At 73.3% G+C, this 15,208-nt stretch carries 13 protein-coding genes; all 13 read left to right on the forward strand.

All coding sequences use genetic code 11. The features are described 5' to 3' along the window. Positions 1-5: 5 nt before the first annotated feature. The 13 genes from ABD329_RS38135 to ABD329_RS38195 are packed head-to-tail and all read left to right on the forward strand — an operon-like array spanning position 6 to position 15,207. Positions 6-2,270, forward strand: a complete 2,265-nt coding sequence (locus ABD329_RS38135) for a phage tail sheath C-terminal domain-containing protein (RefSeq protein ID WP_198279649.1) — start codon at positions 6-8, stop codon at positions 2,268-2,270. Between the two features lie 19 nt (positions 2,271-2,289). After that, a complete protein-coding gene (locus ABD329_RS38140) occupies positions 2,290-2,745 on the forward strand; it encodes a phage tail protein (protein WP_198279648.1) in 456 nt (151 codons plus the stop codon). Between the two features lies 1 nt (position 2,746). Beyond that, the gene (locus ABD329_RS38145) at positions 2,747-4,240 is read left to right on the forward strand and encodes a phage tail sheath family protein (protein ID WP_344317578.1); all 1,494 of its coding nucleotides are present in this window, start codon (positions 2,747-2,749) and stop codon (positions 4,238-4,240) included. After that, a complete protein-coding gene (locus ABD329_RS38150) occupies positions 4,237-4,755 on the forward strand; it encodes a phage tail protein (protein ID WP_069860738.1) in 519 nt (172 codons plus the stop codon). The genes ABD329_RS38145 and ABD329_RS38150 overlap by 4 nt, the downstream gene beginning before the upstream one ends. Further along, on the forward strand, positions 4,752-4,946 hold the full coding sequence (locus ABD329_RS38155) for a putative phage tail protein (RefSeq protein ID WP_037957272.1): 195 nt from the start codon (positions 4,752-4,754) through the stop codon (positions 4,944-4,946). Before ABD329_RS38150 ends, ABD329_RS38155 begins: the two co-directional genes overlap by 4 nt. After that, positions 4,943-5,614 (forward strand): CIS tube protein, encoded by a 672-nt coding sequence (locus tag ABD329_RS38160; protein WP_037957275.1) that lies wholly within the window; start codon positions 4,943-4,945, stop codon positions 5,612-5,614. The genes ABD329_RS38155 and ABD329_RS38160 overlap by 4 nt, the downstream gene beginning before the upstream one ends. A gap of 10 nt (positions 5,615-5,624) precedes the next feature. Continuing rightward, positions 5,625-6,806: a phage late control D family protein gene (locus ABD329_RS38165; protein WP_198281826.1), complete on the forward strand. Its 1,182-nt coding sequence runs from the start codon at positions 5,625-5,627 to the stop codon at positions 6,804-6,806. Between the two features lie 2 nt (positions 6,807-6,808). Then, a complete protein-coding gene (locus ABD329_RS38170) occupies positions 6,809-7,504 on the forward strand; it encodes a phage baseplate assembly protein V (RefSeq protein ID WP_344317579.1) in 696 nt (231 codons plus the stop codon). Continuing rightward, complete coding sequence (locus ABD329_RS38175) at positions 7,501-7,923, forward strand: GPW/gp25 family protein (protein WP_198282585.1); 423 nt, start codon at positions 7,501-7,503, stop codon at positions 7,921-7,923. Before ABD329_RS38170 ends, ABD329_RS38175 begins: the two co-directional genes overlap by 4 nt. Beyond that, positions 7,920-9,869, forward strand: coding sequence for a putative baseplate assembly protein (locus tag ABD329_RS38180; protein ID WP_344317580.1), 1,950 nt, complete (start codon positions 7,920-7,922; stop codon positions 9,867-9,869). The genes ABD329_RS38175 and ABD329_RS38180 overlap by 4 nt, the downstream gene beginning before the upstream one ends. After that, positions 9,866-11,929 carry a putative baseplate assembly protein gene (locus ABD329_RS38185; RefSeq protein WP_344317582.1) on the forward strand — a complete coding sequence of 688 codons (2,064 nt, stop codon included), beginning with the start codon at positions 9,866-9,868 and terminating at the stop codon, positions 11,927-11,929. Before ABD329_RS38180 ends, ABD329_RS38185 begins: the two co-directional genes overlap by 4 nt. Then, complete coding sequence (locus tag ABD329_RS38190) at positions 11,926-13,887, forward strand: phage tail protein I (protein WP_198279244.1); 1,962 nt, start codon at positions 11,926-11,928, stop codon at positions 13,885-13,887. Before ABD329_RS38185 ends, ABD329_RS38190 begins: the two co-directional genes overlap by 4 nt. 12 nt (positions 13,888-13,899) lie before the next feature. Further along, complete coding sequence (locus ABD329_RS38195) at positions 13,900-15,207, forward strand: hypothetical protein (protein WP_198279245.1); 1,308 nt, start codon at positions 13,900-13,902, stop codon at positions 15,205-15,207. Position 15,208 lies beyond the last annotated feature (1 nt).

The following is a 15,208-nucleotide window of genomic DNA, read 5'->3' on the forward strand; positions in this document are numbered from 1 at the left end:
CGTCCATGGCGGAGTATCTGAGCCCCGGGGTCTACATCGAGGAGATCGATGCGGGCCCACGGCCGATCGCGGGGGTGAGCACCAGTACGGCCGGAATGGCCGGGGTCACCGCGCGCGGTCCGTACACCGGCAAGCCCAAACTGGTCACCAACTTCCTCGAGTTCCAGAACACCTTCGGCGGATTCCTCCGTGAGCCGGAGCCGCTGATCCGGGACACCTGGGCGAACGACCCGGCGGAAGGCGGCCGTTGGTGGCTGTTCCCGCTGGCCGTCAAGGGGTTCTTCGACAACGGCGGCCAGCGGCTGTACGTCAAGCGGGTCGCCAGCAAGCAGGCGAGCCCGTCCTCGGGGGCGCTGGGTCACGGCCTGGTGAGCCCCGTCACCGGCGATGCCGCCAAGGGCGCCACCCGCCTCGAACTCGGCCATCTCATCGGGTTCTCCGGCGTCGGGCAGCAGATCCAGATCTTCCGCGGTGACGACCAGCAGTCGATCCACACCGCCGGTGTCGCCGCCTACGACGCCACCACCCACCGGATCGAGCTGGACGCCCAGCTGCCCGCCGAGGTCAGGGCGGGCCGCGGCGACTACGTCCAGATCGGGACCCGCAGCGCGGAGCAGACACTGGAGTTCGCCGCCGTCAGCCCCGGTTCCTGGGGCGACGCGGTGCAGGTGCGGATCCAGCCGATGGCCTCCGCCGCGCTGCCGGTGCTGCCGGATCCGCAGGAGGGCGGGCTGTTCGTCACCCGGCTGGCCGCGGACGCCGCCGCCGACAGCGAGACGGTCGAGGTCGCCGCGGTGACCGGACTCGACCCCGACGAACTGCCGCCCGACGTGTGGGTGCAGATCGGCTCGGCCCGCTTCAAGGTCCAGGTCAGCCAGCCGGCGGACGGAAAGGTCACGTTGACCCTGCCGTCCGGCGCGGCCCATGAGGCGTGGCGCGGTGGACTGTTGGTGCGCCGGGTGCGCCGGGGCACCACCTCGGCGGGGACCACGCTGCGGGTCGGCGGGGCGAGCCGGCTCTACGCGGGCGCCGTCGTCCAGCTCGACGACGGCACCCATCTGACCATCCGCACCGTCGAATCGGTCGCCGCGGATGTCGTCACCCTCGACGCGAACGTGCCCGGGACGCTCTTCGAGACCGATCGGGTGCAGCTGATCGAGGCTCAGGTCGACGCCCGGTTCACCGACCCGTCCGGGACCGTGGAGACCGAGACCCACCGCAACCTCCGGCTCACCGGCGACACACCGGCCAACCTGGTGACCACCCTGGCCGGTCGCTCCCGGCTGGTGCGGGCGACGGCGCTGGGCGCCCTGTCCACCGATCCGACGAAGTTCCCCCTGCCCGCCGTCGGATCCTGGCTGACCCTGGGGCACGGGGACGACGCCTACCCGAGCCTGAGCGTGGCCGACTTCGTCGGCGAGGACGGCGGCAGCGGCAAGCGCACCGGGATTGCCGCGCTGGAGGACATCGACGAGGTGGCCGTCTGCGCCGTGCCCGGCATGTGGTCGGGCACGGTGGAATCGGCCCTGGTCACCCACTGCGAGCTGCTCAAGGACCGGTTCGCGATCCTCGATCCGCAGGACGGCCTGGACCTCGAGGACGTGCAGGCGTTCCGCGAGCGGTTCGACACCAAGTACGCCGCGCTCTACCACCCGTGGCTGGTCACCCGCGACCTGTCGACGGACCGCGATGTCGAGGTGCCGCCCTCGGGCCACATGGCCGGGATCTACGCGCGCGTGGATGTGGAGCGGGGGGTGCACAAGGCGCCCGCCAACGCGGTCATCCGGGGCATCCGGCTGACCGACGGCATCGCCCAGGACATCACCAAGCGCCATCAGGACGTGCTCAACCCCAAGGGCATCAACGCGCTGCGGTTCTTCCCCGGGCTCGGCCACCGGGTCTGGGGCGCGCGCACGCTCTCCTCGGACAGCTCGTGGAAGTACGTCAACGTCCGGCGGCTGTTCCTCTACCTGGAGGAGTCGATCGAGGAGGGCACCCAGTGGGTGGTGTTCGAGCCGAACGACGAGGCGCTGTGGTCCCTGGTCCGCCAGACGGTCACCAACTTCCTCACCACGGTCTGGCGCACCGGCGCGCTCGCCGGCACCACCGCCGACGAGGCGTTCTTCGTCGCCTGTGACCGCACCACGATGACCGAGGACGACCTCGCCAATGGCCGGCTCATCTGTGTCATCGGCGTCGCGCCGGTCTTCCCGGCGGAGTTCGTGATCTTCCGGATCCAGCAGAAGACCCGCGAGACCCAACTCGCCTGAGTGCCCGAGGGAGTCCATCATGCCGCCCGTGACCAGGGACGATCCATACGCGTCCTATAACTTCAAGATCCTTGTGTTCAACGTCAGCGACGACGGGCTCGCGGTGAGCGGGTCCTTCACCGAGGCCAGCGGGCTGGAGCTGGAGATCCCGCCGATCGAGTACCGCAACGGGAGCGAGGACATCACCGTCCGCAAGATCCCGGGGCTGAAGAAGTTCACCAACCTCACCTTCAAGCGCGGCATCACCGGCCACGCCGCCTTCTGGAAGTGGGTGGCCGACGCGCTCAACGGCACGGTGAAGCGCACCCACGGCTCGATCGTGCTGTGCGACGAGAACCGCAACGACGTGGTGCGCTGGAACTTCGACCGCGGCTGGCCCACCAAGTACACCGGCCCGACCCTGAGCGCCACCAAGAACGAGATCGCCATGGAGACGCTCGTCCTGGCGGTCGAGAAGCTGGAGATCGAAACCTGATATGGCAGGCGAAGCGCTCCCCGGAGTATCCCTCGCGGCTCCGCCACGCGGCTCCGGCACCGAGCCGCTGCGCACCGACGTGGCGGCGTTCCTGGGCCGGCTCCGCCGCGGCCCGGTCGGCACTCCCGTGCGCGTGGAGAGCTGGAACGACGTCGTGGGCACCTTCGGGCCGCCGGAGGGCGCCTTCGCCACCCCGTACGCACTGCGCGGCTTCTTCGAGAACGGCGGCCGCACCGCCTGGGTGCTCCGCGTGTCCGGGCCGGCCGCCACGGCCCGGACGGCGTGGTCGGTCGGGCCGCTGAGCGGATGGGACGCCACGGGCTACCAGGTGGTGGCCACCAGCCCCGGAGCCTGGGCCAACGGCGGGCGCGTCGCCGTCCGTTACCAGGCCAGCACCGTCGCCGGACCGCCCACCGTGGGCATACGGATCACGATGCCCGGCGAGCCGCCCGAGACCTTTCCCGGGCTGCCGCTCGCCGGTCTGGCCGACCGGCTCACCGGATCCCGCTACCTCCGGCTGGTCCCGGACGGACCGCCACCGCCGCCGGGGCGGCCCGGCCCGATCTCGATGTCCTGGGATCTGACGCTCGCGGGCGGCGCCGACGCCGCGCCCACCCGCGGGGCGTACTCGGACGCCGTGGCCGCACAGGCCGAACTGCCCGAACCGGCGCTGGTGGCGCTGCCGGACCTGGGCACGGACCTGTCCGGCGCCGCACACACCGACCTGGTGCTCGAACTGCTGCGGAGCGTGGAGCCGTCGCACGACCGCCTCGCCGTTCTGGACGTACCGCCCGCGCTGACCTCCGTGGACGAGGTGGTGGACTGGGTGGGCTCCCTGGCGGCCACCGGCGACAGCCAGTTGCTCGGCTGCGCCGCCGTCTACCACCCGCCGCTGCGCACCCCCGACGGGCAGGACCTGCGCACCGTCCCGGCGTCCGGGCACGTCCTGGGCGTCATCGCCCGCCTCGACGGCGAGCGCGGGGCACACCACACACCCGCGAACGCCGTGATCCTGGAGGCGGTCGACCTCGCCACCGAATACCCCGAGCCGCAGCAGGTCCGGCTGTTCGACGCGGGGATCGACCTGATCCGGTGCACCCGGGGGCGGGGGCTGATGGTGTGGGGCGGGCGCACCCTCTCCGCCGACCCGGGCACCCGCTACGTCGCCCACCGCAGGCTGGTGCATCTGCTGGTGCGCGCGATCCGGCGGGCGGCGAGCCCGCTGGTCTTCGACGTCAACTCGGCAGAGCTGCGGCTGACGTTGGTACGGGCACTGACCTCAGTGCTCTTGTCGGCCTTCCGGGCCGGGGCGCTCGCCGGGGCCCGGCCCGAGCAGGCGTTCCGGGTGGTGTGCGACGACACCAACAACCCGCCCGAGCAGAACCCTGGGCAACTGGTCTGCGAGATCGAGGTGGCCCCGGCCGTCCCCATGGAGTTCATCCGGCTGCGTCTCGTACTCGGCCAGGACCGAGGTCTGGAGGTGATCGAGGCGTGAGCCTGGATCCGCTGCCCAAATACCGCTTCCTGGTCACCCTCGACCCCGGCGACGCGTATCTGCCCGCCGCGCAGGCGCTGCTGCTGCCGCTGGCCGCCTCCGGCGCGTTCCAGGAGGTCACCGGGCTCGGTGCGCAGCTGGAAGTGACGAGCTACCCGGAGGGCGGGCGCAACGACTCGGTCCACCAACTGCCGCTGCGCCACTCCTGGAACCGGATCACGCTCAAGCGCGGCGTGGTGCGCGACCCGGGGCTGTGGTCCTGGTACCAGGCCGGGCTCGCCGACTCGCTGGGCGCTCGCCGCGACGGCGCGGTGATCGTGCTCGGCCCGGACGGGGTGCCCGGTGCGGCCTGGGCCTTCCACGGGGGGCTCGCCGCCAAGTGGAGCGGCCCGGATCTGCACGGGGAGCAGAACGCGATCGCCATCGAGTCGCTGGAGATCGCGCACGAGGGGCTGACGAAGGTCCTTCAGGACGCCGCGGCGAGCGCCTTGCCGCGCCAGATCCAAGGGAGGTGACCGAGGTGCCGAAGGTGACCATCCACCACCTCGAGGTCCGGTTCCAGGTGGACGGCGACGACGGCGCCGTGTTCACCCGCCTGTTCAACCAGCACATCCAGGCGTGGGCGAAGTTGTACGAGGACCAGTGCGCACGCGCCAAACACACCGAGACCGAACGGCGCTTCGGCGACGCGGAGGGTCATTCATGAGTGTGACGCCCGTGTCCTTCGCCCGGCAGGGGGCCGCCCGGGCCCGGCTGGAGATCGTCCGGCCGGTGATCGCCGACGAGCGGCAGCGGCGGATCCCGCTGCGGTTCAACCCCACCGACTACAAGCTGAGCAAGAGCAACACCTTCGCCGAGATCACCATCCCCGGCCTGGAGACACCGCCGCTTCAGTACGTCCGCGGCGGCACCGAGACCCTCACCGTGCAGGCGCTGGTGGACACCTCCGACACCCTGGAGAACGTACGGAAGTCCTACGTCAACGCGGTGCGCAACCTGCTGCGGCCCGACAGCCGCGAACACGCGCCACCGGTCGTCCGGTTCGTCTGGGACGAGGAGGTCTTCACCGGCGTCGTGGAGAAGCTGGACGTCAACTACCAGCTGTTCCGGCCGGACGGCGTGCCGCTGCGGGCCATGCTGGACCTCTCGCTCAAGGAGTTCCGCACCGCCGCCGCCCAGGTCGCCGAGACGCCCCGGTCGTCGCCCACGGTGGAGAAGAGCTATGTGGTCCGCCGCGGCGACACGCTCAGCTCCATCTCCGCCGCGCTGTACCGGCGGCCCGACGCCTGGCGGGAGCTGGCGCGCGCCAATGGCATCAGCGACCCGCGGGACCTGCGGCCGGGCCGGGTGCTGACCGTGCCCCGGCTGGCGTGAGGAGCGCGCGATGAGCACCCCCACCCCCGAGGTCGCCTCGCCCGACCGGTACGCGCCCGAGTTCGATGTGCGCATCGAGGGCCTGGAGATGGACCCGTCCACCAAGAACGACATCATCGACATCAAGGTGAACCGGGACCTCGACGAGCTGTCCGGCTTCGATCTCACCCTGAACAACTGGGACGACGCCAATCTGCGGTTCAAGCACAGCGACTCGCCGCGCTTCCGGCTCGGCGGCCGGGTCTCTGTCCGGCTCGGCTACGCCGACAAGCTGCTCACCGTCGCCACCGGGACCATCTCCACGCTCAGCCCGAAGTTCACCGACGGCGCGTCGCCCACCGTCCAGGTCAGTGGCGTGGACGGGCTGCTGCGGCTCAAGGACCGCAAGCCCACCGAGAACGAGACCAAGATCTACCGCAATCTGCCGGACTGGCGCATCGCCGAGCAGATCGCCCAGCGCAACCACCTGCGCATCGAGGTCACCAGGGAAGGGCCCACCCATGACGTGGTGGTGCAGAAGAACCAGGACGACGCGACGTTCCTGCTGGAGCGGGCCAAGCGGCTGGACTTCGACTGCTACATCCTGCCGGACGCGAAGACCGGCGAGGACACGCTGTACTTCACCAAGCCGACCGACGGCCGCGACGGCCGCCCGATCCGGCTGTACCGGCTGGCGTACGCGCCCGGGCTGAGCACCGGCCCCACGGGGCAGCCCGAGGGGCTGGTCCCCAACCTGATGGAGTTCACCCCGACGCTGACCGTCTCCCAGCAGGTCAGCAAGGTCACCGTGCGCGGCTGGGACCCCCGTACCAAACAGGCGATCGCGTTCACCGCGACCGCCGAGAACCTCCCGGCCGGACAGAACACGGCCGACGGTCAGAGCGGACCGCAGGTCGCCGAGTCCACCCTCCAGGGCCGCCAGGAGGTCGTGGTGGACGCACCCGTGGGCAGCGACCAGGAGGCCCGCGAGCTGGCGATCAGCCTGCTGCGCGAGCGGGCCTACGAGTTCATCACCGCGACCGGCAAGGTGGCGGGCCTGCCCGAGCTGCGGCCCGGCGACAACCTGGAGATCTACGGCCTCGGCCACCGCTTCTCGGGCACCTACTTCGTCAAGCGGGTCGAGCACACCCTCAACACCAGTGGTTTCTTCACCCAGTTCACCGGACGGCGGATCCATCAGGGGGACCAGTGACCATGAGGGGCACGCCACGCGCCCGTTCCACCGACAAGCGCTACTACGGCGTGGTCGAGGCGCTCGTCGTGGAGAACGAGGGCGACGACGAGGGCCAGGTCAAGCTGAAGTTCCCGTGGTTCGACGACACCACGGTCACCGACTGGGTCCGGGTCAGCCAGCTCTACGCGGGAGGCGGCTACGGCTCGGTGTTCGTCCCCGAGAAGGGCGACGAGGTGCTCGTGGCCTTCGTCCACGGGGACATGCGGTACCCGATCGTGCTCGGCGGCCTCTACAACGGCGAGGACAAGCCGCCGACCGCCCGCACCGAAGGCCGCGACCAGAAGATCATCCGGACCCGGCACGGGCATGAGGTGCTGCTGGACGACACCCGGTCCAAGGCCGCCGTGCGGATCACCTCCGCCGCCGGACACATCGTGGAACTGGACGACCAGGGCAAGGCCATCCGCATCACCGCCGCCGAGGGCGGCAGCGTCACCGTGACCGCGCAGGGCGAGATCACCCTCAAGGCACCCAAGCTGACGGTCGATTCCCCCTCCATCGACCTCGGTGGCGGCGCCACCGAACCGCTTGTGCTCGGCAACGCGCTGCTCCAGGCGTTCAACACCCACACCCACCCCTCCGCCGCCGGGCCCACCGGCCCGCCGGCCCCGCCGCTCACCCCCGCCGTGCTGGCCAAGAAGGCGAGGACGGCATGAGCGAGGAGTTCCTCGGAACCGGCTGGCGGTTCCCGATCCTGCCCGACGCGTCCGGGCGGCTCGGATACGCCGTCGGCGAGGAGAGCATCGAGCACTGTCTGCGGGCGCTGCTCCTCACCGGCACGGGCGAGCGGGTGATGCGCCCCGAACTGGGCACCCGCGCACAGGAGTTGGTGTTCGCGCCCGGCAGTGTGCAGAACCTGCGCGACCTGGAGCAGTCGATCGCCGTCGCCGTCCGTGACCATGAGCCGCGGGTGGAGCTGGAGGAGGTCCGCGCGGAGGCCGACCCGGCCGACGAGTCGCGGATCACCGTATCGATCGTCTACCGCGTCCGGCGCAGCAACACCAAGGCCAACCTGGTGTTCCCGTTCTACACCGGGCTCACCGGGCTCACGGGCCTCACCGGGGGCACCCCATGACCCTGCCCCCGCCGAAGCTGGACGACCTCACCTGGGCCGACATGATGGCGGCCATCCGCCGCCGGATCCCCGCCGAGTCCGACGGCACCTGGACCCTGCACGCGCCCGTCGACCCCGGCGTCACCCTCCTCGAACTCTTCGCCTACCTCCTCGAACAGCGGCTGTACTGGCTCGACCAGGTGCCCGACGCGCTCGTGGTGGCCATACTGCGGCTGCTCGGCATCGAACCGCCGCGCCCCGCCCGCCCCGCCGCCACCGTGCTGCGCCTCGCCGCCCGGGAGGAGGGCACCGCGGTCCCGCTCGTCCCCGCCGGGACGGCGCTCACCCGCGACCCCACCGGGCAGGTCATCTTCACCCTCGACGACGACGTGGCCGTGCTGCCGCTCGCCGAGGACGGCGAGGTCACCGTGTGGACCGACCGCGACCGCACGGCGGATCTGCGGGCCCGGCGCGGAATCGCGCTGCTGGCGAGCGACGGAGCCCCGGCACAGGTCCGGTTCACCCTGCCGCTCACCGGGGACCACCCCGCGCCCGGCCCGATCGGGCTGCTCGTGGAGCTGGACGCGCCTACCGCGTCCGCGCCGTCGTGGCTGCCGGGCGCGGTCGCCGACGTACCGCCGCCGGCCGAGCTGACCTGGTCCTGGTTCCGGCCGGGCACGGACATCTCCGGCGCGTATCAGAAGGTCGAGGACGGCACGGGCGGGCTCAGACGGTCCGGTGTGGTCCGGCTCCACCCCCCGGCCGACTGGTCCACCCGGGACACCGGGCTCCTGGTGTCCACCCCGGCCGCCACCTACGCGGCCCCGCCCCGGCTGCTCCAACTCGCCGTCAACGCCTCCGCCGCACGCCACTGCCGGCGCCGCACCGTGAGCGGCGCCGACTTCCGGGACCAGATCGGCGCCTGGCTCCGGCTGCCCGGTCAGCATCTCGTCCTGCCGGACGCCGCCGACCGCCTCCTGGAGGCGACGCTGCGCCTGGCGGGCCAGGAGTGGCGGCCGGCACCGGACTTCACCTTCGGCTCCCCGGCCGACCGGATCTTCGTGCTCGACCGGGCCGAGGGCGCGCTGGTGTTCGGCGACGGACTCACCGGGCGCATCCCCCACCCGGACCCGGACGCGCACATCGACTACGCGACCGGCGGCGGCCGGATCGGCAACGGCGGCATGACCGGCAACTGGCTGCCGGCCCAGGACCTCCCGGGAGCGCTCTCGGCCGCCAACCTCGTACGGGCCGAAGGCGGCACCGACCCCGAGACCGTCACCGAGGCGCGCCGCCGCGCCGCCGCGTCCCTGGGGGAGGTGACCCGCGCGGTCACCGCCGCGGACTACGTCACCCTGGCGCGTGCGACACCGGGCGTCGCCATCGCCCGCGCCTACCCGGCCGTCGGCGCGCACCCCGGCTTCCCGTGCGCCACGGTGCCCGGCGCGGTGACCGTCCATATCGTCCCGGCCGCGCCCCGCGACGACCTCGCCCGCGAGGACTTCGTGGCCGCGCCGCTGCCCGACCCCGGGATGCTGCGCGCGGCCGCCGTCCACCTCGAACGGGCACGGCTGCTCACCTCCGAGGTCTTCGTCCGCGCGCCCCGCTACCGCGAGGTGACCCTGCGCGTCGCCCTGTCGGGTGACCCGGCGGACGTCACCCGTGTGTCCACCGCGCTCACCACCGCGCTGCGCCGCTTCCTCGACCCGCTCGTGGGCGGTGAGGACCAGGACGGCTGGCCGTTCGGACAGCCGCTGCGGCCCTCGGCCCTGCTGCGGGCCGCACAGCGGGCGCTGGGCGACCTCGCGGACGTCGCCGCCGTGGCGATCGGCCTCGACGCGGTGGACCCGGACGGGACTCTCGAGGACTGCGACGAGGTGCCGCTCGGCGCCGGGGAGCTTCCCGTCCTGCGGACGGTCCACACCCGGATCGTGCCCGCCGTCGAACCGGGGGAGGGGCTGGCATGACCGGCGAGGTGTGGTGGGAGCGGGACGCGCGGGAACGGGAGCGCGAGGACGGGCGGATCGTGCCCGACCCCGGCCCGACCGGCGTCCAGCCCGAACTGGTCGACGCCACCCGCGAGGCCGTACGCGCCGACGTCCGCGCCCGGATCGCGGGCTACACCCCGGACTGGACCGACCCCGACCGGCAGGACGCCGGTGTCGCCCTCGTCCGCCTCTTCGGCACCCAGACCGAACCCGTCCTCGGCCGGGTCAACCGGCTGCCGGAGAAGGTGCTGGCCGAACACCTGGCGACGGCGGGCGTACGGCGCCGCCCGGCCGGTGCGGCGGCGACGCTGCTGGAGTTCACCGTCAACCCGCCGGACGGCGCCTCGGTGCTCGTCCCCGCCGGGTTCCAGAGCGCCGCCTCGACCCCGGTGGGCCAGGTCGTCTACGAGACGGACCAGGACCTGTACGCCACCCCGGCCACCCTCGCCGATCTCGCCGTCCAGGAGGCCGGAACCATCCAGGCCCTGCCGCTGGGACCGGGCGGCCCCAGCCGCCCCTTCGAGCCCTTCGGCCGCGATCCGCGGCCCGGCAACGCGCTGTGGATCGGACTCGCCGGACCGGCCGCCCCCTACCCGCGGCTGTCGCTCGGCTTCGTGGTCGTCGCCGCTCCGCCCGCCCCCGCGGCCTCCGGCGGCACCGCGCCGCTGCCGCTGCCGCCCGCGCCGCTGCTGCGCTGGGACGTACTGGACGGCAACCGGCTCGTCCCCGCCGAGCTGATGCGGGACTCCACGGCCGGGTTCGGCGCCAGTGGGACCGTCGAGCTGCGGGTCCCGCGGTCCTGGGAGCCGGGCAGCCCGTCCGGCACCCGGCCCCGGCTGCGCTGGCTGCGCCTGCGGATCGCCCACGGCGCCTTCGCCGGGCCCGCGCCGGTGCTGTCCGGGCTGCGGCTGAACGTGGTCGCCGCCACCGCCGCCCGCACCATCCGCGACGAGCCGCTGCAACCCGTCCAGGACCCGGCGACGACCGGGTTGCGGCGTATGAAACTCAGCCAGGTGCCCATCCTCGCCGGATCGGTGGTCATCGAGGTGGACGACGACACGGGCGGCGATGTGTTCGGCACCACGGCGACCACATCGGCCGGAACCTCGTCCCGGTGGCGTGAGGTGGAGAGCCTGGCCGGGTACGGCGCCGACGACCGGGTGTTCACCGTGGACCACCAGAGCGGCGAGGTGACCTTCGGGGACGGCGTCAGCGGCGCGGCCGTCCCACCCGGCTTCCGCAACGTCCGCGCCGTGCGCTACCGCGTGGGCGGCGGCAGCGCCGGGGCCGTGGCGGCGGGCGCGGTGAACGGGGTGGTCACCGCGCTGCCGTTCGTCACCGGTGTGAGCAACCCCTTCCCGGCCTCCGGCGGGACGGACGCCGAGCCCGACGCCGAGGCCATGCGCCGAGGCGCCGGTGAACTGCGCGCCCGCGGCCGGGCCGTGGCCCCGGCCGACTACGGGCAGCTCGCCACCCGCGCGCCCGGCGCCTCGGTGGCCCGCGCCCGGGGCGTGCCCGGTCTGCACCCCGACTTCGCGGGGGTGCCGATCCCGGGGGTGGTGGGCGTCCTCGTCGTACCGCCCGCGACTCCGGGCGGCGACCCGGACGAACCGCCGGTCGCCACCGCCGCGACCCTGAAGGCCGTCGCCGACTTCCTCATCCGCGAGGCCGCCCCCGCCGGGGTCACGGTGGTCGCCGCCCCCGCGCCGTACCGCCGCGTCGGAGTGGAGTCCTGGGTGGCCCTCGACCCGGACCTGGACCGGGCCGCCGTCCTGGCCCGGGCCGGGGACGCGGTGCGCGGCTACCTCGATCCGCTGCGCGGCGGGGAGGACGGCGCGGGCTGGCCCTTCGGCGGCGCGCTGCGCCACACGGCCCTGGTCCGGCGGCTCCTGGCGGTCGAGGGCGTGCTGGCCGTCACCCGGCTCTCGCTCACCGTCGACGGAGTGCGCCGCCCGCCCTGCACCGACCACGCCCTCCCGCCCCACACCCTCGTCTGGCCGGAGCGCCCGCTGCTGATCCCGGTAGGAGACCAGCCATGACGTGCACCCCGCACCCCGCGACCTTCCGCCTGCTCGACGCCTTCGTCGGCTGGGACCAGTGGGACCTCCAGCAGGCCGACGGCATCGTCGGCTTCGAGGACCCGGCCGGACTCCGGCTCGCCCACCGCGGCGCCGCGCCGGAGGGACCCACCAGGGACCGGCTGCTGCCGTGGTTCCCCGACCCCCGCCTCGCGCCCGGATGCGGGCCGTGCGGCTGGTACCTGCTCGTCCCCGGCGAGCGGCGGCTGCTGCGCCGCGACGGGTGCGGCGGTGCCTTCGCCCCCGTCTGGCCGCCCGGCTGCGACCCCGACCCGCTGCGCGAACCGGTCTCCGTCGCCGCGCGCGGACACCGGCTGGCCGTGGTGGAGCCCGACCGGGTCCTGGTGTGGCGCCGCGAGGGCGGGCAACTCGCCGGTGTGATCCGGGCCGAACGGCCCCGATGGGCCGCCCTGGGACCCGGCGACGACGTTCTGGTGGCCTGTCAGGGCAGTACGGACCTCAGGCGGTTCGACTCGACCGGCGGCCTCCGCGGTGTGCTGCGCACCGGTGCGCGCGGCGAGATCATCGGCCTGCGCACCGGGCCGGAGCGGACCATTTGGCTGCTCACCGACGACGGCGGACGGCTCGGCATCCACCGGGGCGGTCACCGCCGCCCGTTCCGTCCCGTTACGATCGACGAACTGGCCGCGGCGCTGCCGCCGTCCACGCTCACCTCGACCGACGAGGACGGGTTCGGTCTGACCGAGAAGGGCCCGGAGGGCCCCGAGACCCGCTGCTTCACCTGGCAGGGCCTGCCCCGCGACCCCGCGCCGCCCGCCACCGACACGTACGTCACCAGCGGCTCGTACCTCACCACCCTCATCGACAGCGGCATTTCGCGGTGCCGCTGGCACCGCGTGCGGCTGGACGCCGAGGTGCCCGCCGGGACGGCGGCCGCCGTCGAGATCGTGGTGAGCGAGGACGGCAGGTACGACGAGAGCGACTGGCAGAGGTCGGCCCCCGGGATCACGGACTTCCTCGTCGACCAGCCGCCCGGCCGCTTCCTGCGGCTGCGGCTGCGGCTGTCCGGCGACGGCGGCTCGACTCCGGTGCTGCGCCGGATCCGGCTGGACTTCCCCCGGGTCACCAGCGCCGACCTGCTCCCGCCCGCCTTCCGTGAAGACCCCGCCGCAGACGACTTCACCGAGCGCTTCCTGTCGCTGTTCGACGCCACGCTCGCCCAGCTCGACCGGGTGATCGAGCGGTATCCGTCGCTCCTCGACCCGGCGGGCGTCCCGGACCGGGCGCTGCCGTGGCTGGCCGGGCTGCTCGGCCTGTCGTTCGAGGCGGGCTGGGACGCCCGCACCCGGCGCGCGCTGCTGGCCGCAGCCCCGGAGCTCTACCGGCGCCGGGGCACGCCATGGGCGCTGCGCGAGGCGGTGCGCATCGTGTTCGGGGCGGCCCCGGTCGTGGACGAGCTGGCGGCGGACCGCCGCTGGGCCCATCTGCGCACGGCGCGGGACCAGGGTGGGGGGAGGACCCAAGGGCTCGGCGCCATAAGGCTGTTCGGCCGCTCGGCGAGCCGCTTCCGCGTCGGCGGCACGGCGCTCGGCGCGGCGCCGCTGCGTGCGTTCGGCGCGCCGGACAGCGACCCGTACACCGCGCACGCGCACCGGTTCCGGCTGCTGCTGCCCGCCGGATCGGCGGACGCGGCGGCGCTGCGGCGGCTGGTGGAGCGGCAGGCGCCCGCGCACACGGTGGGGTCGGTACGCACCGGCGGCGCGGGATTCGTGGTCGGTTCGCGGTCCACGGTCGGCGTGGACACCGCGTTCGTCCCGCTGCCGGCGCCCGTACTGGGCGGGGCGAACCCGGTGCGGCTGAACCGGGACGGAGTGCTGAGGCCGGGACCGAGAGGGTTGCGCCGAGGGGTGGGCGTGGGAGTCGTCTCCGCCGTCGGCATCCATACGCGAGTGTCGTGAGAGGACGGGGCGATGACCGAGACAGGACCGTCGAGGACCGAGGAGTTCCCCGCGCCACCACTGCGCCGGCTGCGGTACTTCCACGGCCAGATGCTGGGCGCGCGGGACTTCCAGCGCGAACAGGAGTACTACCGCGAGAAGTTGAGACTGCGTATGCGCTGTCTGCTCGGCTACGGCGTGGTGTGCGGCCTCCATGTGGAACCGGTGCCACGGGACGAGGACGACTGCCCGCCGGGCGACCCCGCCGAAGAATCCGCGCGGCCCGAGCAGAGCGCGGAGGAGAGCGGCGAGGAGAGCGGCGAGGAGAGCGGCGAAGAGGGCGGCGAGGAGGGCGGCACCGGACCGGAGCGCACCCGGCGCAGGGCCAAGGTGCGGATCACTCCCGGTCTCGCCGTGGACTGCGAGGGCAACGAGGTCGTGGTGCGCGGCGGCTGCGAGATCGACCTGTGGAAGGCGCTGCCCCCGCACGAACGGGACACCGACACCGTCTGGATCGGCGTCGAGTACGCCGAGCGGCCCGTCGAACCCACCCGCGCCGTCTACAACGACGCCTGCGCGGACACCTCCGACTGCGAGTTCGGCTGGACCGAGGAGTGCTGGACGGTGCGGGTCACCGGCTGCGAGCCGCCGGTGGACGAACGCTGTGACACCTGCTGCGAGCCGTGCGAGCACACGGTGCTGTGGCTGGCCAGGATCGACTGTGTGGACTGGTACCGGCCGGTGCGCCGGAACCACGTCCACATGAACGTACGCCGCCCGTTCGGCCGCCATCTGCCCACGGTGATCACCGGTATCAACTGGATCCACGGCCACACCTACACCATCGACGAGGCCAAGAACCTCCTCGGCACCCTCGACGAGGACGGCGGACTCGTGGTGCGGTTCTCCGCCGGCGTACGGTCCGACACGCTGCGGCCCGGTGTGGTGGAGCTCCAGGTGATCGAGGGCGGCAGCGGCCGTAACGCCTCCACCTGGTACATGGGCGGCAGCTTCGCCGATCCGGACCCGGAGTCCGGGGAGTGCGAGGAGTTCACCCAGGAGTTCCGCTACCGCCAGACCACGCGCGAGACGCTCCAGGACGGCGACCGCGTACTGATCACCGTCCGCGCCGCGTTCCTCCTCGACCGCTGCTGCCGCCCGGTCGACGGCACCCATGTGGGCGGGCGCGTCCCGCTCATCCGCACCGGCTCGACGCTGTCGGCCGAGCACGGCGGTGACGACCGCTGCGACCTCCCGCCCTCGGGCATCGGGCCCTGGACATCCGGCACCGGGGCGGGCGGGGACGTCTTCGAGAGCTGGTTCTTCGTGAAGGAGCGCTGAT

This window comes from Streptomyces javensis, assembly GCF_039525925.1.
Taxonomy (GTDB): Bacteria; Actinomycetota; Actinomycetes; order Streptomycetales; family Streptomycetaceae; genus Streptomyces; species Streptomyces asiaticus.

Coding starts and splice junctions, on each gene's coding strand:
- ABD329_RS38135 (WP_198279649.1), top strand. CDS start 6: ATGGCGGAGTATCTGAGCCCCGGGGTCTACATCGAGGAGATCGATGCG.
- ABD329_RS38140 (WP_198279648.1), top strand. CDS start 2,290: ATGCCGCCCGTGACCAGGGACGATCCATACGCGTCCTATAACTTCAAG.
- ABD329_RS38145 (WP_344317578.1), top strand. CDS start 2,747: ATGGCAGGCGAAGCGCTCCCCGGAGTATCCCTCGCGGCTCCGCCACGC.
- ABD329_RS38160 (WP_037957275.1), top strand. CDS start 4,943: ATGAGTGTGACGCCCGTGTCCTTCGCCCGGCAGGGGGCCGCCCGGGCC.
- ABD329_RS38165 (WP_198281826.1), top strand. CDS start 5,625: ATGAGCACCCCCACCCCCGAGGTCGCCTCGCCCGACCGGTACGCGCCC.
- ABD329_RS38170 (WP_344317579.1), top strand. CDS start 6,809: ATGAGGGGCACGCCACGCGCCCGTTCCACCGACAAGCGCTACTACGGC.
- ABD329_RS38175 (WP_198282585.1), top strand. CDS start 7,501: ATGAGCGAGGAGTTCCTCGGAACCGGCTGGCGGTTCCCGATCCTGCCC.
- ABD329_RS38180 (WP_344317580.1), top strand. CDS start 7,920: ATGACCCTGCCCCCGCCGAAGCTGGACGACCTCACCTGGGCCGACATG.
- ABD329_RS38185 (WP_344317582.1), top strand. CDS start 9,866: ATGACCGGCGAGGTGTGGTGGGAGCGGGACGCGCGGGAACGGGAGCGC.
- ABD329_RS38190 (WP_198279244.1), top strand. CDS start 11,926: ATGACGTGCACCCCGCACCCCGCGACCTTCCGCCTGCTCGACGCCTTC.
- ABD329_RS38195 (WP_198279245.1), top strand. CDS start 13,900: ATGACCGAGACAGGACCGTCGAGGACCGAGGAGTTCCCCGCGCCACCA.